The organism is Streptomyces sp. NPDC036764, from assembly GCF_055609385.1.
Map to the genome: position 1 here is coordinate 1,589,881 of NZ_JBVJPT010000001.1, position 22,377 is coordinate 1,612,257.

The following is a 22,377-nucleotide window of genomic DNA, read 5'->3' on the forward strand; positions in this document are numbered from 1 at the left end:
CGCCCCCCACAGGCCCGGTCCAGCATCCGAAGACGTGGCGACGAGTCATCCGCGGGAGAGAACGTGTCCGATCAAGCTCGCTCCACCTCGGCCACCCGCCCGTTCGCGGGCACCCCACGCCCCTGGCTCCTCACCGGGCGGGGCACCAGGGCGGTACGGGAACAGGCCCGCATCCTGCGCACCCTCGTACGCGACGGAGCGCCGGACCGCATCGCGGCGGCCCTGCTGCACGGCACCGACCCGGCCCACCCCTGTCGCGCGGCCGTCACCGCGACCGGCCCCGACGAACTCGCCGCGGCCCTGGACGCCCTGGCCGACGGCACCCCCACCGACCACGTCACCGAGGGCCGGCCCGCCGCACGCGACGGCGGTCCCGTCTTCGTCTTCCCCGGCCACGGCTCGCAGTGGCCCGGCATGGCCCGCGAGCTCCTCGACGCCTCGCCGGTGTTCGCGCGCCGCATGGCAGAGTGCGCCGACGCCCTCGCCCCGCACCTCGACCACGACCCCGTCGACGTCCTGCGCGGCGCGCACGCGCTGACCACCCCCGACGTCACCCAACCCACCCTCTTCGCCGTCATGGTGTCGCTGGCCGCCCTCTGGGAGAGCGTCGGCGTGCGGCCCGCGGCGGTCGTCGGCCACAGCCTCGGCGAGATCGCCGCCGCCTGCGTCGCGGGCGCGCTCACCCTCGACGACGCGGCACGCGTCGCCGCGAGCTGGGGCACCGCGCAGCTCGGCCTGCACGGGCGCGGCGAGATGGTGTCCGTGCTGATGCCCGTCGAGCGGCTACGGGAACGCCTCGCGCCCTGGCACGGCAGGCTCCACCTCGCGGCCGTCAACGGCCCCGACAACGGCGTCGTCTCCGGCGACGCCGACGCCGCGGCCGAACTCCTCGCCGAGCTGACCGCCGAAGGCGTGCGCGCCCGTACCGTCGACTACGGCGTCGCCGCCCACTCACCGCACGTCGACGAGATCACCGACCGCATCCGCACCGACCTCGCCGCCCTCACCCCCCGTGCCGCCCGCGTCCCCCTGTACGCCGCCTCGGCCGGTACGGCCCTCGACGGCGTGACCCTCGACGCGGACCACTGGGCCGCCGCCCTGCGCGACACCGTCGAGTTCGTCGCCGCGATCGGCAGCGCACTCGACGCCGGCCACCGCCACTTCCTGGAGATCAGCCCGCATCCGCTGCTCACCACAGGACTGGAGACCGTCCTCACCCGGGCCGGCCTCACCGGCACCGTGAACACCACCCTGCGCCGGGACGCCGCAGACGCCGACCGCTTCCAGCGCGCCATGGCCGAATACTGGTCGACCGGCGGCGAACCCGACTGGGCCGCCCTGCACGACCCGGACACCGACCCGGCCGACCTGCCCGCCGAACTCGCCGCCGCAGCAGCCGTCGAGGACCCCGACACCGCCGGCACACCCCTCGGCGTCCAGGCGGCCGCGCTGCGCGAGCGCCTCGGGGACCTGCCCGAACCCGACCGGCGCGGCGGCCTCGTCGACCTCGTCCGCACCCAGATCGCCGACCTGCTGGAACTGCCCGGCGGCGCGCCCGCGCACGTCTCCTTCCGCGACCAGGGCGTCGAATCTGCCACCGCCGTCGCCCTGCGCGACCGGCTGCGCACCGCGACCGGACTGCCCCTCGCCCCGACCGTCGCGTTCGACTACCCGACCCCCGCGGCCCTCGGCCACCACCTCTACGAGCAGCTCTACGGCACCCCCTCGGCCGATCCCGAGACCACCGCCGGTCACGCGCACTCCGACGAGCCCATCGCCGTCGTCGGCATGGCCTGCCGCTTCGCAGGCGACACCGACTCGCCCGAGGCCCTGTGGCAGCTCCTGCTGGACGGCACCGACGCCGTCACCCCGCTGCCCGACGACCGGGGCTGGGACATCGAGGGACGCTACGACCCCAGCGGCACCGCACCCGGCGGCTTCCTCCAGCGCGAGGGCGGATTCCTGCGCGCCGCCGCCGACTTCGACGCCGCCTTCTTCGGCATCAGCCCACGCGAGGCCCTCGCTATGGACCCGCAGCAGCGGCTGCTGCTGGAGACTACCTGGGAGGCACTGGAGCGGGCGGGCATCGACCCGACGACGCTGCGGGGCACCGCCACCGGCGTCTACCTCGGCCTCATGACCGTCGACTACGACCGCGCCGCCGCCCACGCCTCCACCGACGTCGCCGGCCACGTCCTGACCGGCAACGCCGTCAGCGTGGCCTCCGGCCGTATCTCCTACACCCTCGGCCTGGAGGGCCCCGCCCTCACCGTCGACACCGCCTGCTCCTCCTCCCTGGTCGCCCTGCACCTGGCCTGCGAGGCCCTGCGCAGCGGCGCCGCGACCACGGCCCTCGCCGGCGGTGCGACGGTCCTGCCGAGCCTGGAGATGTTCGCCGAGTTCTCCCGCCAGCGGGCCCTCGCACCCGACGGCCGCTGCAAGGCGTTCTCCGCCCAGGCCGACGGATTCTCGCTCAGCGAGGGCGCCGGCATGCTCGTCCTGATGCCGCTGTCCGAGGCCCGCCGCCAGGGCCGCGAGGTCCTCGCCGTGATCCGCGGCAGCGCCATCAACCAGGACGGCGCCTCCAACGGACTCACCGCCCCCAGCGGCCCCGCCCAGCAGCGCGTCGTCCGCCAGGCCCTCGCCAACGCAGGTCTGGGCCCGGCCGACGTGGACGCCGTGGAGGCACACGGCACGGGCACCCGGCTCGGCGACCCCATCGAGGCACACGCCCTCGCCGCCGCCTACGGCCGGGACCGCAAGGAGCCCCTGTGGCTCGGCTCGGTCAAGTCCAACATCGGCCACACGCAGGCCGCCGCGGGCGTCGCCGGCGTCATCAAAATGGTCATGGCCCTGCGCGAGGAACGTCTGCCGCGGACCCTGCACGCCGACGAGCCGTCCTCCCACATCGACTGGACGCACGGCACACTGCGGCTGCTCCAGGAGGCACAGCCCTGGGCGCGCGGGGAGCGTCCGCGCCGCGCCGGTGTCTCGTCGTTCGGCATCAGCGGCACGAACGCGCACCTCGTCCTCGAAGAGGCCCCGGAGACCGAGGAGTCGGCCGAGGAACCTCTCACGCACCTGCCGGTCGTGCCGTGGGCCGTCTCGGCGCGCAATGAGCGGGCGCTGCGGGACCAGCGGGACCGGCTGAACGCACTGCACGCCGACCCGCTCGACGTCGGCCTGTCCCTGGCCACCACCCGCGCCGCCCTCGAACACCGCGCCGTCGCCCTTCACCCCGGCCCCGTCGTCACCGGGACGGCCTCGGAGGGCCGTACGGCGTGGATGTTCACCGGCCAGGGGAGTCAGCGCCCCGGCACAGGCCGGGAGTTGTACGACACGTTCCCGATGTTCGCGAGTGCGCTCGATGAGGTCTGCGAGCTGCTCGACGCCGAGCTCCGCTTCGCACGGCCGCTCAAGGACGTGCTGTTCGCCGAGCAGGCGGAGGACGGGACCGGGTACGCGCAGTCGGCGCTCTTCGCCCTGCAGACGGCGCTGACGGCGCTGCTGCGGTCGTGGGGCATGCGGCCGGACCTGGTACTGGGCCACTCGGTGGGCGAGTTCGCCGCAGCCCACGCGGCCGGGGTGCTCGAACTTCCCGACGCGGTACGGCTGGTGGCGGCGCGCGCCCGGCTGATGCAGGCGCTCCCCGAGGGCGGCGCGATGGCCGCCGTCGAGGCGTCCGCGGCCGAAGTCGCCGAGTGGCTGGTGGACGGATCGGTGATCGCCGCCGTGAACGGGCCGACGGCGGTGGTGGTCTCCGGCGCCCAGCCGGCGGTCGCGGCCGTCGCCGAGCGGGCCCGGGAGGCGGGACGGCGGACGACCCGGCTGAAGGTGTCGCACGCGTTCCACTCGCCGCTGATGGAGCCGGTGCTCGCCGAGTTCACCGCCGTGGCCGAGCAGGTCCGCTTCAACCGGCCGGCCGTGGCCGCCGTCAGCACGCTCACGGGCGCCCCGTTGTCCGACGCCGACTGGACGAGCGCCGCCTACTGGGCCGAGCAGATCGTCAAGCCCGTCCTGTTCCATGACGCGCTGACCGCCGCCCGCGCCCAGGGCGCCACACGCTTCCTGGAGATCGGCCCCGATCCCGTGCTGACCGCGCTGGCCGATGACGTGCCCGCCGCCGCGACCCTGCGCAAGGGCCGCCCGGAACCGGAGGCGCTGCTGACGGCCGCCGCCGAACTCTACGTCCGGGGCGCCGAGATGGACTGGCCGGCGCTGTTCGCGGGCACCGGCGCACGCCGCGTCGACCTGCCCACGTACGCCTTCCAACGGCAGCGGTACTGGCTGCCCGACCACGCCCGCCCGGCCACGAGCGCGGACGGCGTCGCCGACGGGGGGTTCTGGGAACTCGTCGACCAGGGCGACGCCGACTCGCTCGCCGGAGAACTCGGCGTGGACAGCGGGGCCCCACTGGACGCCGTCCTGCCGGTGCTCGCCGACTGGCGCCGCAAGCGCCGGGAGGAGTCGCAACTGGCCGGGCTGCGCTACCGGATCACCTGGCGGCCCGTCCGCACCCCGGACCCGGGCCGCCTGGACGGCACCTGGCTGATCGCCGTCGACGAGGACACACCGGCCGATCTGGCCGACGCGGCCGCAGCGTCACTCCGAGCCGTCGGCGCCGACGTGACGGTCGTGACCGGACCGGCCGCCGACCCGCAGACGCCGTACGCGGGCGTGCTGTCCCTGCTCGCCGACCCCGCGCACGTACTGGCGCTGACGCAGGCGCACCCCGAGAGCCGGCTGTGGTGCGTGACCTTCGGTGCCGTGGCCGTGTCAGGCCGCGAGGGACCCGCGCGCCCGGACCAGGCCGCCGTATGGGGGCTGGGCCGGGTCGTGGCGCTGGAGCAACCCGAACGCTGGGGCGGGCTCATCGACCTGCCGGACGAACCGGGGCCCCGGCTCTGGCAGCGGGTCGCGGCGATGCTCGCCACCGGGGGAGCGGGGGAGGACCAGCTCGCCGTGCGTGCGAGCGGCGTCCACGCCGCCCGGCTGGTGCGCGACCGTTCGGCACGGCCCACGCGGTCCTGGCAGCCGCGCGGCACCGTCCTGGTCACCGGCGCGACCGGCGCCCTGGGCGCTCACCTCACGCGGTGGCTGGCGACCGGCGGGGCGGAACACCTCGTACTCGTGTCGCGGCGCGGAGCCGACGCCCCCGGCGCCGCCGAACTCGGCGCGGAACTGGGCGAGTCGGGCACCACCGTCACCTTCGTCGCGGGAGACGTCGCCGACCGGGAGACCGTCGCGTCCGTCCTGGACACCTACGCGCCGACGGCCGTCGTGCACGCCGCGGGCATCCTCGACGACGGGCTCGCCGCCGACCTCACCCCCGAACGTCTGACCCGTGTCCTCGCAGTGAAGGCCGGGGCCGCCCGGCATCTGCACGAGCTGACACAGGAGCGGGAACTGGACGCCTTCGTCCTGTTCTCGTCCGTCACCGCCGTCCTCGGGAACGCCGGACAGGCCGCCTACGCCGCCGCCAACGCGCGCCTCGACGCGCTCGCCCAGCACCGCCGCGCCGCCGGGCTGCCCGCGACGTCCCTCGCCTGGGGCCCGTGGGGCGGTGCCGGCATGGCGGCCGACGAGACCGTCGCCGAACACTTCCGCCGCCAGGGCATACGGCCCCTGGAGCCGTCACGCGCCCTGGACGCACTCGGCCGAGCCCTCGACGAGGACGTCACCTGCACGACCGTCGTCGACGTCGACTGGCAGCGCTTCACCGCCGCCGCCTACACCCCGCGTCCGCTGCTGGCCGACCTCCCCGAGGCCGCGCCGCCCGCCACCGAGGCCGGACCGAGCGCGCCCGCCGCGGGTACCCTCGGCGCCGAACTGTCCGGCCGCACGGCCGCGGAGCAGGACCGGCTGCTGCTCGACCTCGTCCTCGACCACGTCGCCGCCGTCCTCGGACACGCCGACGCGGCCGCCGTCGACGCCGGCCGCGCCTTCAAGGACCTCGGCTTCGACTCGCTGACCGGCGTCGCCCTGCGCCACCGGCTCGCCGCCGCCACCGGCCTGTCCCTGCCCGCCACCCTCGTCTTCGACCACCCCACCCCGACCGCGCTCGCCGCGTTCCTGCGCACGCAGGTCCTCGGCGTCACCACGGACGAGATCGAACGCGGCGGCCCCGCCCTCACGCCCGTCGGCGCCGACGACGACCCGGTCGTCATCGTCGGCATGGGCTGCCGCTTCCCCGGCGGCGTGAGCACCCCCGACCAGCTCTGGGACCTGCTCGCCTCCGGCACGGACGGCCTCACGCCGTTCCCCGAGGACCGCGGCTGGGACGTCGAGCGCCTCTACCACCCCGACCCCGGCCACTCCGGCACCACCTACGCCCGCGTCGGCGGATTCCTGCACGACGCCGCCGACTTCGACGCCGAACTGTTCGGCATCAGCCCCCGCGAGGCCCTCGCCATGGACCCCCAGCAGCGGCTGCTGCTGGAGACCGCCTGGGAGGCGCTGGAGCGCGCCGGGATCGACCCGCTGTCCCTGCGCGGAACGGCCACCGGCGTCTTCGCCGGCACCAACGGCCAGGACTACCGCGAGACCGCCCACGCGCCGGGCGAGGACGTCGAGGGCTACGTCGCCACCGGCTCGGCCGCCAGCGTCCTGTCCGGCCGCGTCAGCTACACCCTCGGCCTGGAGGGCCCCGCCCTCACCGTCGACACCGCCTGCTCCTCCGCGCTGGTCGCGCTCCACCTCGCCGCGCACGCGATCCGCCGGGGCGAGTGCCGCACCGCCCTCGCCGGCGGGGTGACCGTGATGGCCACGCCGGGCATCTTCGTCGAGTTCTCCCGCCAGCGTGCCCTGTCCGCCGACGGCCGCTGCAAGGCCTTCGCCGAGGGCGCCGACGGCACCGGCTGGTCCGAGGGCGCCGCCGTCCTCGTACTGGAACGCCTCTCCGACGCGCGCCGCGCCGGCCACCGGGTGCTCGCCGTGCTGCGCGGCTCCGCCGTCAACCAGGACGGCGCCTCCAACGGCCTGACCGCCCCCAACGGGCCGTCCCAGCAGCGGGTGATCCGGCAGGCCCTGACCGCCGCCGGACTGCGGCCCGCCGACGTGGACGCCGTCGAGGCGCACGGCACCGGCACGAGCCTCGGCGACCCGATCGAGGCGCAGGCCCTGCTCGCGACCTACGGCCAGGACCGCGACGAGCCCCTGTGGCTGGGGTCGGTGAAGTCCAACATCGGCCACACCCAGGCGGCGGCGGGCGCGGCCGGCGTCATGAAGATGGTCCTCGCCCTGCGCGCCGGGCAACTGCCGCCCACCCTGCACGTCGACGCCCCCTCCAGCCGCGTCGACTGGGACTCCGGAGCCGTACGGCTGCTCACCGAGACGCGGTCCTGGGCGCGAGGGGAACGCCCGCGCCGGGCCGGCGTGTCCGCCTTCGGCATCAGCGGCACCAACGCCCACGTCATCCTGGAGGAGGCGCCGACCGAAGAGGCACCGCACGGGAATACGCCGGCCGTCGGCGCACCCGCTAGCGAGGCACCGCAAGCGGACACGTCGGCCGCCGACGCCCCCGCCACCGAGGCACCGCACGCGGACACTTCCGCCGTCCACGCCGCCGCCACCGACGTACCGGCCCCGCGCCGGCCCGTCGGCGCGGTGCCCTGGATCCTGTCCGGCCGAACCCGTCAGGCCCTGCGGGCGCAGGCCGCCCGACTCGTCGCCCACCTCGCCGACCGGCCCGCCCTCGACCCTGCGGACGTGGGCCGCACGCTGGCCACCGCACGCGCCGCCCTCGATCACCGCGCGGTCCTGGTCGGCGATGACCTGGCCACCCTGACCGCGGCCGCCACCGCTCTCGCCGACGGCGACCCGGCCGCGCCGGTCACCTCGGTGGCGGGCGAGGGCCGCACGGTGTGGGCGTTCACCGGGCAGGGCAGCCAGCGCCCCGGCATGGGCCGCGAACTGTACGACGCCCACCCGCTGTTCGCACGGACCCTCGACGACACCTGCGCCCTGCTCGACGCCGAACTCGCCGGCGGCTTCGACACACCGCTGCGCACCGCGCTGTTCGCCACGCCGGACAGCCCCGAGGCCGCCCTGCTGGGGCGTACCGGCTACGCGCAGGCCGCGCTGTTCGCCCTGCAGATCGCCCTCGCCGAACTGCTGCGCTCCTGGGGTCTCACGCCCGACGCGCTGGCCGGCCACTCCATCGGCGAACTGGCCGCCGCCCACACCGCCGGGGTCCTCGAACTCCCCGACGCGGTACGGCTGGTGGCCGCCCGCGCCCGGCTGATGCAGGCGCTGCCCGAGGGCGGCGCGATGGCCGCCGTCGAGGCGGACCCCGAGGAGGTCGAGCCCTGGCTGACCGACGGCGCGGTCGTCGCCGCCGTGAACGGTCCGGCCGCCGTGGTGGTCTCCGGCACGGAGGCCGCCGTGGACGCAGTGCTGACCAGCGCACGCGAACTGGGCCGGCGCGGCACCCGGCTCAAGGTCTCGCACGCCTTCCACTCGCCGCTGATGGAGCCGATGCTGGCCGAGTTCGCCGCCGTCGCGGGCGACCTCACCTACCGCCCGGCCCGAATACCGGCCGTCAGCACCGTCACCGGCCGGCCCCTCGCCGCCGACGACTGGGCGAGCGCCGACTACTGGGTACACCAGGTGCGCCGGCCCGTCCAGTTCCACGACGCCGTCCGCGCGGTCACCGGCGAACTCGGCGCCACCCGCCTGCTGGAGCTCGGCCCCGACCCGGTCCTCGCCGGGCTCGCCCAGCGCACCGCCCCCGACCTGACCGTGGCGGTCGCGGCCCTGCGCGCCGGCCGACCCGAGCCCGGCACCCTGCTCACCGCCGTCGGCGAACTCTTCGTACGCGGCACCCGCGTCGACTGGGCGGAGGTCTTCCGCGACACGGACGCCCAGCTCACCGACCTGCCCACCTACGCCTTCCAGCGCGAGCGTTACTGGCTCCCGGACCGCGCCGCCCACCGGCCCGCCGACGAGGGCTCCAAGGACGATTTCTGGCAGCTTGTCGACACCGCCGACCCCGCCGCCGTGGCCCATGAACTCGGCCTGCCCGAGGGCGCCTCGCTCGACGAGTTCCTCCCGGCCCTGACGCAGTGGCGAAGCAGGCACGAGGAGCGCGCAGCGCAGGACCGCCGGCGCTACCGGGTCGTGTGGAAGCCGGTGCCGACACCGCGCACGGCTCGCCTCACCGGCCGCTGGCGGATCGTCGCCCCGGCCGGCGCACAGGACACCGACGCCTGCCTCGACGCACTGCGCGCCGCGGGCGCCGACGCCGAACTCCTGCCCGCGCCGACCGCGGAACTCGCCGCCCACATCCGCGAGTACGGCCCGGACGGCATCGTCGTCCTCCCGGACAGCGCCGATGCCCTCCCCGCACCCCATCTGAACCTCCTCCAGGCCCTGGCCACCGCCGGACTGGAGATCCCGGTGTGGGCCGTCACCCGGTCCGCCGTCGCCGTCACGGCCGGGGACCCCCTCACCCACCCCGACCAGGCGCAGATCTGGGGCTTCGGCCGCACGGCCGCCCTCGAACTGCCCCGCCTGTGGGGCGGACTCGTCGACCTCCCGGACGACGCCGGCCCCGACGACTGGCATCGCCTTGCCGCGGTCCTCGCCGCCCCCGGTCCGGAGGACCAACTGGCCGTCCGCGCCTCGGGCGTCCACGCCGCCCGCCTCGCCCACGATGTGCCGAGCGGCACCGGCGCCGGAGCCCCGGGACTGCTCGCGCCGCGCGGCACCGTGCTGATCACCGGCGGCACGGGCGCACTCGGCGGCCACGTCGCCCGACGCCTCGCCGCCCTCGGTACACCGCACCTGCTGCTGGTCTCCCGCAGCGGCGCCCAGGCGCCCGGCGCCGAAGCACTGCGCGACGAACTCACCGCCCCCGGCACCCGCGTCACCCTCGCCGCCTGCGACGTGGGCGACCGCGACGCCCTGGCCGAACTGATCGCGGGGATCCCGGCCGAGACGCCGCTGACCGGCGTCGTCCACACCGCCGGGCTGCCCCAGAACACCCCGCTCACCGACACCACCCCGAACAGCCTCGCCCGGGTGGTCTCCGCCAAGGTCACCGGGGCGAGGCACCTGCACGAACTGACCTCCGGCCTCGACCTCGACCTGTTCGTGCTGTTCTCCTCCGTGGCAGCCGTCTGGGGCAGCGGCGGCCAGGCCGCCTACGCCGCCGGCAACGCCTACCTCGACGCCCTCGCCCGGCACCGCCGTACCCTCGGCCTGCCCGCGACCTCCGTCGCCTGGGGCCCGTGGAGCGGCGGCGGCATGGCAGCCGACGAGGAGATCGCCGAGCATCTGACCGGACGGGGCCTCGCCCTGCTCGCGCCGGACAGCGCCCTCAGCGCACTGGAGCAGGCGCTCCTCGCGGACCGCACCTGTGTGACCGTCGCCGACGTGGACTGGGAACTCTTCGCCCCCACCTTCACCTTCACCCGGCCCAGCCCGCTCATCGCCGACCTGCCCGACGTCTTCGCCTCCCAGGCCGCGACGACGGGCGCCCACGACGCACTCGACACACCCGGCGCTCCCGAGGGCGAACTCGCCCGCACCCTGCGCACACTGCCCCCGGCCGAACAGGACCGCACCCTCCTGGACCTCGTCCAGTCCCAGGTCGCCGCCGTCCTCGGGCACGCCTCCCCGGCCGGCATCGACCCCGAACGCGCCTTCAAGGACCTCGGGTTCGACTCCCTCACCGCCGTCGACCTGCGCAACCGGCTCGCCGCGAGCACCGAAGCCGCCCTGCCCACCACACTCGTCTTCGACCACCCCACCCCGAGCGCCCTCACGGCGCACCTGCGCGACCGCCTGCTCGGCACGGGCCCCGCCGCGGGGACAGTCGCCCCCACGGCCACCTCCATTGCCGACGACGAACCCATCGCCGTCATCGGCATGGGCTGCCGGTTCCCCGGCGGCATCCAGTCCCCGGAAGGCCTCTGGGACGTCCTGACCGCCGGCGAGGACCGCATGTCGCCGTTCCCGGACGACCGCGGCTGGGACATCCCCGGCCTGCTGGAGTCCACCTCGGCGGCCCTCGGCACCCCGTTCGCCGGACGCGGCGGCTTCATCCCCGACGTCGCGGGCTTCGACGCCGAACTGTTCGGCATCTCCCCGCGCGAGGCGCTCGCGATGGACCCGCAGCAGCGGCTGCTGCTGGAGACGGCGTGGGAGGCGCTGGAGCGGGCGGGCATCGACCCGACCTCCCTGCGGGGCACGGCGACCGGCGTCTACGCGGGCGTCTCCGCCAACGGCTACGGCGGCTCCGTGCACGAGGCCGACGGCGACTCCGCCGGCTACCTGCTCACCGGAAGCACTCCCAGCGTCGCCTCCGGCCGCCTCTCCTACGTCCTCGGCCTGGAGGGCCCGGCCGTCTCCGTCGACACCGCCTGCTCCTCCGCGCTCGTCGCCCTGCACCTGGCCTGCCAGGCCCTGCGGTCCGGCGAGTGCGACACGGCCCTCGCGGGCGGCTCCACCGTCATGGCCAACCCCACGGCGTTCGTGGAGTTCTCCCGCCAGCGCGGCCTCGCCCCCGACGGCCACTGCAAGCCCTTCGCCGAGGCGGCCGACGGCACCGGCTGGTCCGAAGGCGCCGGCGTGCTGGTCCTCATGCGCCGCTCCGAGGCCGAACGGCGCGGCCACCGGATACTCGCCCTCGTCCGGGGCTCCGCCGTCAACCAGGACGGTGCCTCGAACGGTCTGACCGCTCCGAACGGGCCGTCCCAGCAGCGGGTGATCCGGCAGGCCCTGGCGGCGGCGGGACTGAGCGCCGCCGACGTGGACGCGGTCGAGGCGCACGGCACCGGCACCCGCCTCGGCGACCCGATCGAGGCCCAGGCCCTGCTCGCGACCTACGGCCAGGACCGCGACGAACCCCTGTACCTCGGGTCGATCAAGTCCAACATCGGACACACCCAGTCCGCCGCCGGAGTCGCCGGCATCATCAAGATGGTCATGGCGCTGCACGCCGAGCGCCTGCCGCGCACCCTGCACGTCGACGCCCCGTCCTCGCACGTCGACTGGACCGCCGGCGCGGTACGCCTGCTCACCGACGAGCACGACTGGCCGCGCCGCGAACGCCCGCGCCGCGCCGGTGTCTCCTCCTTCGGCATCAGCGGCACCAACGCCCACGTCATCCTCGAAGAGGCCCCACCCGTCCCGGCGGCGGAGCCGGAGCAACGGCACGGCACGCCGCCCCTGGTGCCCTGGGTGACGTCCGCACGGACGGCCACCGCCCTGAAGGCCCAGATCGAACGACTGACCCCGCTGGACGCCGACCCGCTCCACATCGGCCTGTCACTCGCCACCGGTCGCGCCACCCTCGAACACCGCGCGGTGCTCGGCCTGACCGATACGGCGGTCATGGGCTCGGTCATCGAGGGTCGTACGGCGTGGATGTTCACCGGGCAGGGGAGTCAGCGTCCCGGTATGGGCCGGGAGTTGTATGAGGTCTTCCCGGTGTTCGCGGCGGCGCTGGACGAGGTGTGCGGGCTGCTGGATGCCGAACTCGGCTTTGAGCGTCCGCTCAAGGAGGTGCTGTTCGCCGTGGAGGCGGAGGACGGCACGGGGTACGCGCAGTCGGCGTTGTTCGCGTTGCAAGTTGCGCTGGTGGCGTTGCTGCGGTCGTGGGGGATGGCGCCGGAGGCCGTACTGGGCCATTCGGTGGGCGAGTTCGCCGCCGCGTACACGGCGGGAGTCCTCGAACTGCCCGACGCCGTAAGGCTGGTGGCCGCTCGCGCCCGGCTGATGCAGGCATTGCCCGAGGGTGGCGCGATGGCGGCCGTGGAGGCTTCGGAGGCCGAGGTCGCCGCGTGGCTGGAGGACGGTGCGGTGATCGCCGCCGTCAACTCGCCCACGGCCGTCGTGGTGTCCGGTACCGAGGCCGCCGTCCAGACCGTCGCCGAGCGGGCTCGGGACGCGGGGCGGCGGACGACCCGCCTGAACGTCTCGCACGCGTTCCACTCGCCGCTGATGGAACCGGTGCTCGCCGAGTTCACGGCGGTGGCCGAGCGGGTGACCTACCACCGGCCGACCGTCGCGGCGATCAGCACCCTCACGGGCGCCCCGCTGTCCGACGGCGACTGGACGAGCGCCGCCTACTGGGCCGAGCAGATCGTCAAGCCCGTGTGCTTCCACGACGCGTTGGACGCGGCCCGCGCGCACGGTGCCGCGCGCTTCCTGGAGATCGGCCCGGACCCGGTGCTGACCGCACTGGCCGGAGACGTATCGGCCGCCGCGACCCTGCGCAAGGACCGCCCCGAACCGGAGACCCTGCTCACCGCCTGCGCCGAACTCTTCGTCCGGGGCGCCGACCTCGACTGGTCCGCCCTCTTCGCCGGCACCGGCGCCCATCGCGTCGACCTGCCCACCTACCCCTTCCAGCGGCAGCGCTACTGGCTCGAACCCACTCGGCCCGTCCTCGACGCCGGCGGGCTCGGCCTCGGCGCGACCCGGCATCCGATGCTCGGTGCCGCCGTACGGCTGGCCGGTTCCGACACCGCCGTCCTCACCTCGCGGCTGTCCGTGCGCACACACCCGTGGCTCGGCGATCACACAGTCGACGGGACGGTCGTCGTCCCCGGTACCGCGCTGCTCGAACTCGCCGTCCAGGGCGCCGATCACGTCGGTCTACACGGAGTGGACGAGCTGACGCTGCGAGCCCCCCTGGTGCTGGCGCACGACAGTGCCGTACAGGTGCAGACGTCGGTCGACCCGGCCGACGCTGAAGGAACCCGTACCGTGCGCATCCACGCCCGGCCGGACGGTGCGCCCGACGACGAGCCGTGGACTCTGCACGCGACCGGCACCCTCGGTGCCGCCCGGACCGCCGAGCCCGACCGGGACCTGCGGGTCTGGCCGCCCGCCGGTGCCGAACCCGTCGCGGTCGACGACCTGTACGCGCGCCTCGCCGAGACCGGGATGGTCTACGGCCCGGCGTTCCAGGGGCTGCGTTCGCTGTGGCGTGCGGGCGACGACCTGTTCGTCGAGGCGGCGCTGCCCGAGCACACCGCCGACGACGCCTCCGGATTCGCCCTGCACCCGGCTCTCCTCGACGCCGTGCTGCACGCCCTCGGCATCGACGAAACCGACGCCGACGACCAGGCGAGGGAGGGGCGTCGGAAGGCACTGCTGCCCTTCCTGTGGTCCGGCGTCCGCCCGACGGCCGTCGGAGCGTCCGCCGTGCGGGCCCGGCTGACCGTCCGCGCGCCCGGCGAGGTCGCCCTGCGGATCGCCGACGCCGCGGGTGAACCGGTCGCCGACATCGACCGGTTGGTGCTGCGGCCGGTGGCTGCCGGTGAGGTCGGAGCCGGTGGCGCCAGGCACCTCTACCGGATGCGGTGGACGCCGGTGCCTGCGTCGCGGGCGGGAGGGGGCACCAGCCTAGCCGTGCTCGGCGACGCCACGTCCCTCCCGGCCGAGGCCGGGGCCACCGCGTTCCCAGACCTCGCGGCGCTCTCGGCCGCCGAAGCGGCTCCCGCGACCGTCCTGCTGCCCGTACCCGCGGGGCTCGCGCCGGCCGAGGCGGCGTCCGGTGTGCTCACCGCGCTCCAGGGCTGGCTGGCCGAACCCGGCCTGGCCGGCGGCCGTTTGACCGTGGTCACCACCGGTGTCCGCACCGACCCGGCCGCCGCCGCCGTATGGGGTCTCGTCCGTACGGCGATCAGCGAGCACCCCGACCGGTTCGCACTGGCCGACACCGATGCGACCCCCGAGTCGTGGCAGGCGCTCACCGAACGGCTCGGCGCGCTCCTCGACGCCGGAGCGACCCAACTCGGCTTCCACGACGGCCAGGTGCTCCAGCCCCGCCTCAGCCGGGTGACGGACGCGGTGACCGGCGACCCGGGCTGGCCCGGCGACGGCACCGTGCTGATCACCGGCGGCACCGGCGGGCTGGGCGCCCTGGTCGCCCGGCACCTCGTGACCGCACACGGCGTACGCGACCTGCTGCTGCTCTCGCGCAGCGGCGCCGACGCGCCCGGCGCCGACGAACTGGTCCGCGAACTCAGCGGCCACGGGGCGAGCGTCGGCGTCACCGCCTGCGACGTCACCGACCGCGACGCGCTCGAAGCGGCCCTGTCCGGCGTGCCGCTGAGTGCCGTGGTGCACACGGCGGGCGTCCTCGACGACGGTGTGCTCACCGACCTCACGCCCGACCGGCTGGCACGCGTTGTCGCCGCGAAGACCGAATCGGCCCTGCATCTCGAGGAGTTGACGTCCGGCCGCGACCTGCGCGCGTTCGTGCTGTTCTCTGCCGTGGCCGGCGTCGTCGGCTCCGCCGGGCAGGCCGCCTACGCCGCCGCCAACGCCGCGCTCGACGCCCTCGCCGCCCGCCGCCACGCGCGCGGTCTGCCCGCGACGTCCCTGGCCTGGGGCATGTGGGAACACTCCGCCGGCATGGGCGGCCGTCTCACCGACGCGGACGTGGCCCGCATGCGCCGCCTCGGCTATCCGGCCCTGGCCACCGGCGACGCGCTCGCCCTTCTCGACGACGCGCTGCGCACCGGTGAACCGGCCCTCGTGCCCGCCGCCCTCGACACCGCCGCCCTGGCCGCACGCGGCGACGCCCTGCCCGCCGTACTGCACGGCCTGGTCCCGGCATCCCGCCGCAGGCGCTCGGCCCACCGCACCGCGGCCGGCGCGGACGTGCCGCTCGCCGCCCGACTGCGCGGCCTGCCCCGCGCCGAACAGGACCGCGCCCTGCTCGACCTGGTGCAGAACCAGGTCGCCGCCGTGCTCGGCCATGCCGACGCCGGTGCCGTGGACCCCTCCCGCGCCTTCAAGGACATCGGCTTCGACTCGCTCACCGCCGTCGACCTGCGCAACCACCTCGGCACCGCGACCGGCCTGCGCCTGCCGGCGACCCTCGTCTTCGACCACCCGAGCCCCAGCGCCCTCGCCGCGTTCGTGCACCGCGAACTCCTCGGCGAGGACCCGGCCGACGGGCCCGCCGCCCCGGCCGTACGCCCGGCCGGAGCCGACGAACCCGTCGCGATCGTCGGCATGGGCTGCCGCTACCCCGGCGGCATCACCTCCCCCGAGGACCTGTGGCGCCTGGTCGCCGACGGCGGCGACGGCATCACCGGCTTCCCGGCCGACCGGGGCTGGGACCTCGACGGGCTCTACGACCCCGACCCCGACCGGCCGGGCACCGCCTACGTCCGCGAAGGCGGATTCCTGCACGACGCCGCCGACTTCGACGCCGAACTGTTCGGCATCTCCCCGCGTGAGGCGCTCGCGATGGACCCGCAGCAGCGGCTGCTGCTGGAGACGGCGTGGGAGGCGCTGGAGCGCGCGGGCATCGACCCGACCTCCCTGCGCGGCACCGACACCGGCGTCTACGCGGGCCTGATGTACCACGACTACGCTGCCCGGCTGCACACCGTCCCCGACGAGGTCGAGGGATACCTCGGCAACGGCAACGCGGGCAGCGTCTTCTCCGGCCGCATCGCCTACGTCTTCGGCTTCGAAGGCCCGGCCGTCACCGTCGACACCGCCTGCTCCTCCTCCCTCGTCGCCCTGCACCTGGCCTGCCAGGCCCTGCGGTCCGGGGAGTGCGGTACGGCACTGGCCGGTGGCGTGACGGTGATGGCCACCCCGCAGACCTTCGTGGAGTTCTCCCGCCAGCGCGGCCTGGCCGCAGACGGGCGCTGCAAGTCCTTCGCGGACGGCGCCGACGGCACGGGCTGGGCCGAGGGCGCCGGCGTGCTGGTGCTCATGCGGCTGTCCGAGGCCCGCCGCCGGGGCCACCGCGTGCTCGGCGTGATCCGCGGAACCGCCGTCAACCAGGACGGTGCCTCGAACGGTCTGACCGCTCCGAACGGGCCGTCCCAGCAGCGGGTGATCCGGCAGGCCCTGGCGGCGGCCGGACTGCGGCCCGCCGACGTGGACGCGGTCGAGGCGCACGGCACCGGCACCCGCCTGGGCGACCCGATCGAGGCCCAGGCCCTGCTCGCGACCTACGGCCAGGACCGCGACGAGCCCCTGTACCTCGGGTCGATCAAGTCGAACATCGGGCACACGCAGGCCGCCGCCGGAGTCGCCGGCATCATCAAGATGGTGATGGCGCTGCACGCCGAGCGCCTGCCGCGCACCCTGCACGTCGACGAGCCTTCGTCGCACGTCGACTGGGAGGCCGGCGCCGTCACACTGCTCACCGAGGAACGCCCGTGGACCCGCGGCGAACGCCCACGCCGGGCCGGTGTCTCCTCCTTCGGCATCAGCGGCACCAACGCCCACGTCGTCGTCGAGGAACCCCCGCTCGCCGTGCGGGCACCCGACCCCGCCCCCACGGCCGGGCTTCCGCTCATCCCCTGGATCGTCTCCGCCCGCACCGCCGACGCCCTGCGCGCCCAGACCGAGCGCCTGGCGTCCGCTACCGGCGACCCGCTCGACATCGCCCTCTCCCTGGCCACGACACGGGCACGGCTCGAACACCGGGCCGTCGTCCTGGGCCCCGACACCACCACCCTGCACGCCGCACTCACCGAGCCCGTCGTCAGCGGCGCGGCGATCGAGGGTCGTACGGCGTGGATGTTCACCGGGCAGGGGAGCCAGCGTCCCGGTATGGGCCGGGAGTTGTACGACGCCTTCCCGGTGTTCGCGGCGGCGCTGGACGAGGTGTGCGGGCTGCTCGATGCCGAGCTCGGCTTTGAGCGTCCGCTCAAGGAGGTGTTGTTCGCCGTGGAGGCGGAGGACGGCACGGGGTACGCGCAGTCGGCGTTGTTCGCGTTGCAAGTGGCGCTGGTGGCGTTGCTGCGGTCGTGGGGGATGGCGCCGGGTGTGGTGCTGGGGCACTCGGTGGGGGAGTTCGCCGCAGCCTATGTGGCCGGTGTTCTCGAACTCGCCGACGCTGTACGACTGGTGGCGTCTCGTGCGCGGTTGATGCAGTCGCTGCCCGAGGGTGGCGCGATGGCGGCCGTGGAGGCTTCGGAGGCCGAGGTCGCCGAGTGGCTGGTGGACGGTGCCGTGATCGCGGCCGTCAACTCGCCCACGGCGGTGGTCGTGTCCGGTACCGAGGCCGCCGTCCAGACCGTCGCCGAGCGGGCTCGGGACGCCGGGCTGCGCGCCAGGCGACTACGGGTGTCCCACGCGTTCCACTCGCCATTGATGGAGCCGGTGTTGACGGAGTTCACGGCGGTCGCGGAGCAGATGAGCTTCAACAGGCCGACCGTGGCTGCCGTCAGCACCTTGACCGGTGAGCCGCTGGCCGAAGGTGATTGGACGAGCGCCGCCTATTGGGCCGAGCAGATCGTCAAGCCCGTCCTGTTCCATGACGCGCTGACCGCCGCCCGCGCGCACGGTGCCGCGCGCTTCCTGGAGATCGGCCCCGATCCGGTGCTGACCGCACTGGCCGGGGACGTATCGGCCGCCGCGACCCTGCGCAAGGACCGCCCCGAACCGGAGACCCTGCTCACCGCCTGCGCCGAACTCTTCGTCCGGGGCGCCGACCTCGACTGGTCCGCCCTCTTCGCCGGCACCGGTGCGCATCGCGTCGACCTGCCCACCTACCCCTTCCAGCGGCAGCGCTACTGGCTCGACGCCCCGCCCGTGGTCTCGGACGCCGACGGCCTCGGCCTCGCCCGGACGGACCATCCGCTGCTGGGCGCCGCGGTGCCGGTGGCCGGTTCGGACACCGTGTTGCTCACGTCGAGCCTGTCGGTGCGCACGCACACCTGGCTGGCCGACCACGTCGTGGCCGGTTCCGTCGTGGTGCCGGGTACGGTCCTCGTGGAGCTGGCGCTTCAGGCCGGGGAGCGGGTGGGCGCCGGGCAGTTGGCGGAGCTGGCCCTGCGTGCCCCGATCGTGCTGCCCGAGCACGGCGCCGTACAGCTACAGACAGCCGTGGGAGCCGAGGGCGCACAGGACGCGCCGGACGGTGGCCGCACGCTCCACGTGTACGCCCGCCCGCAGGAGGCCGGACCCGACGAGCCCTGGACGCTGCACGCCACGGGCACCCTGGACGCCACCGAACCGGCCGCCGCCGACTGGGACTTGAAGGTCTGGCCGCCCACCGGAGCCGAGCCCGCGGAGTTCGGTGACCTGTACGACCGGCTCACCGCGTCCGGCCTCGACTACGGTCCCGCCTTCCGCGGTCTGCGCCGGGTCTGGCGACACGACGGTGAGCTGTACGCGGAGGCCGAACTGCCCGAGCCCGTGGCCGGGGACGCCCCGTCCTACGGCCTGCACCCGGCCCTGCTGGACACCGTCCTGCACGGCCTCGGCCTGCATGAGGAGACCACCCACGGCTCGCTGCCCTTCCTGTGGTCCGGCGTCCGCCTGACCGCCGTGGGCGCGGGCACCGTACGGGCCCGGCTCACCCCGCGCGGCGCCGGGGACGTCGCCCTGCGGGTCGCGGACGCGACGGGCGAACCGGTCGCGGAGATCGACTCCCTCGTACTGCGCGCCCAGTCCCCGGGACACCTCACCGCCGCCGGCCCCGACGACCTGTACCGGCCGTACTGGACCCCGGCCCCGGAGCCGGCGGTCGTGCCGGAGCGGCTGGTGTGGACGGTCGTCGGCAGCGCCCTGGACGGCGTCCCCGCCATCGCCCACGTCGACTTCGACGCGCTGGCCGCGGCCGGCGACGTACCCGACACGGTGCTGCTGCCGGTCGCCGCGAGCGACGGAGATGACGTGGCCGCCACCGTCGCTCCCGTCCTCTCCCGGCTTCAGCAGTGGCTGGCCGACGAGCGGTTCGCCGCCTCGCGCCTCGTCGTGCTGACAGAGGGGGCCGTACGGGTCGAGAGCGCTGCGGACGGGGCGCCGGATGTCGCGTCGGCGGGTGTGTGGGGGCTGGTCCGTTCCGCGATCAGCGAGAACCCCGGCCGGTTCGCCCTCGCCGACACCGACGACGACCCGGCCTCCCTCGACGCCCTCGCCGCGGTCCTGCGCGCCGGTGACGAGACGCAGTTCGCGGTGCGCGCCGGACGGGTGTGGCTGCCGCGGCTCGTCCACATGGCCGCCGACGGGGTGCTCGCCCCGCCCGCCGGTCACGATGACGCATGGCGGCTGGACATCGTCGACCAGGGCCGCCTCGACGGCATCGCCCTCGTCCCCGAGGAGCGGCGCCCGCTCGGCCCCGGCGAGGTCCGGGTCGCGATACGGGCGGCGGGCGTCAACTTCCGCGATGTGCTGAACGTCCTGGGCATGTACCCCGGGGACGCCGGCCGGATGGGTCTGGAGGGCGCGGGCGTCATCGTCGAGACCGGGCCCGGCGTGGACCGCCTGGCCGTCGGGGACCACGTGATGGGCATGCTCGACGCCGCCTTCGGCCCCACCGCCGTGGCCGACGCGCGACAGCTCGCGCCGATCCCGACGGGCTGGACGTACGAACAGGCCGCGTCCGTGCCGATCGTGTTCCTCACCGCCTACTACGCCCTGGTCGACCTCGCCGGACTCCAGGAGGGCGAGTCCGTGCTCATCCACGCCGCCGCCGGTGGTGTCGGCATGGCGGCCGTACAGCTCGCCCGGCATCTCGGGGCCGAGGTGTACGCGACGGCGAGCGAGGGCAAGTGGCCGGCCGTGCGGGAGCTCGGCGTCCCCGCCGACCGCGTCGCCTCCTCCCGTACGACCGAATTCGAGCACCGCTTCCGGGCAGACGGCGACGGCGTCGACGTCGTCCTCGACTCGCTCGCCGGGGAGTTCGTGGACGCCTCGCTGCGGCTGTTGCGGCCGGGCGGACGCTTCGTCGAGATGGGCAAGACCGACATCCGCGAGGCGGACGTGGTCGCCGCCGAGCACGGGGTGTCGTACCGGGCCTTCGACCTCGTGGAGGCCGGGCCCGACCGGATCGGCGAGATGCTCGCCGCCCTGCTGGAGCTGTTCGAGCAGGGCGCGCTGCGACCGATCCCGGTGACCGCCTTCGACATCGCCCGCGCTCCCGAGGCGCTGCGGCTGCTCCAGCAGGCCAGGCACGTCGGCAAGGTCGTCCTGACCGTACCCGCGCCCTGGTCGCGGCCGGGCACCGTGCTGATCACCGGCGGCACCGGCGGCCTCGGCGCGCTGCTCGCCCGCCACCTCGTCGAACGGCACGGCGTCCGCGATCTGTTGCTGCTGTCCCGGCGGGGCCCCGACGCCCCCGGCGCCGCCGAACTGCGCGCCGCGCTCGCCGAGTCGGGAGCCCGTGCCGACATCGTCGCCTGCGACGTGAGCGACCGCGAGCAGCTCGCGGCCGTCCTCGACGGCGTCCCGCTGAGCGCCGTCGTGCACACCGCCGGCGTCCTCGACGACGGCGTCCTCACCGGCCTCACCGGCGAGCGCCTGGCCCGCGTGCTCGCCGCGAAGACGGATGCCGCCCGGCATCTGCACGAACTGACCGCCGGTCACCGCCTGGACGCCTTCGTGCTGTACTCCTCCGTCGCCGGAGTCATCGGCTCCGCGGGCCAGGCCGCGTACGCCGCCGCCAACGCCGCGCTCGACGCGCTGGCCGGCGCCCGCCGCGCCCAGGGGCTGCCCGCGGTGTCCCTCGCCTGGGGCATGTGGGAGACCGAGGCCGGCATGGGCGGCACCCTGACGCGGACCGAACTCGCCCGCATGCGCCGCCAGGGCTTCCCCGCCCTGCCCGGCGACGAGGCCCTCGCCCTGCTCGACGCCGCCCTGCGCGTCAACGAGCCCGTCGCCGTCCCCGTCGCGCTGCGCCCGGCCGCGCTCGCCGAACACGCCGACAACCTGGCCGGCGTACTGCGCGACCTCGTCCCCGCCGCCCGCAGGCGCAGGGCCGCCGCCCGCGACGCGTCGGGCACGGCCGAGAACCTCACGGCTCGGCTGGCCGCCCTGACCGCCCCCGAACAGGACCAGCTCCTGCTGGACCTGGTCCGCGCCCAGGTGGCCGCCGTACTCGGCCACTCCTCGCCCGCCTCCGTCGAACCCACCCGTGCCTTCAAGGACATCGGCTTCGACTCGCTCACCGCCGTCGACCTGCGCAACCGGATCGGAGCCGCCGCCGCGCTGACCCTCCCGGCCACGCTCGTCTTCGACCACCCCACCCCCGAGGACCTGGTACGGCTCCTGCGCGACCGGCTCCTCGCAGACACGGCCGCACCTGCGGCGGCCGACGCCGCCGCCGACGGCATCGACCCGCAGGTACGGGACCTGCTGACCGCGATTCCGATGGCCCGGCTCCGTGAGTCCGGCGTGCTCGACATGCTGCGCCGGCTCGCCGACCGGCCGCCCGCCGCCACCGGTCCCGACGACGCGCGGCCCACCACCCCCGCCGCCGCCCCCGCAGAACAGCCCCGACAGCCCGAATCCCTGGACGCGATGGGCGCCGACAGCCTCGTCCAGTTGGCCCTGAAGCGAGTGCAGCGACCGGCGTGAGGGCCGGTGCCGGCCGGTCGCACACCAGCGCACCGGCCGGTACCCGGGACCGCGCCCCGACTCGTTCACCGCGACCGTGGAGAAGGA

Annotated in this window: 1 protein-coding gene; it reads left to right on the forward strand. The window is 75.3% G+C overall.

Features of this window, described 5'->3' with window-relative positions; all coding sequences use genetic code 11:
• The first annotated feature begins 63 nt into the window (after positions 1-63).
• Positions 64-22,290 (forward strand): type I polyketide synthase, encoded by a 22,227-nt coding sequence (locus ACZ69Q_RS06490; RefSeq protein ID WP_471037315.1) that lies wholly within the window; start codon positions 64-66, stop codon positions 22,288-22,290.
• Positions 22,291-22,377: the final 87 nt, after the last annotated feature.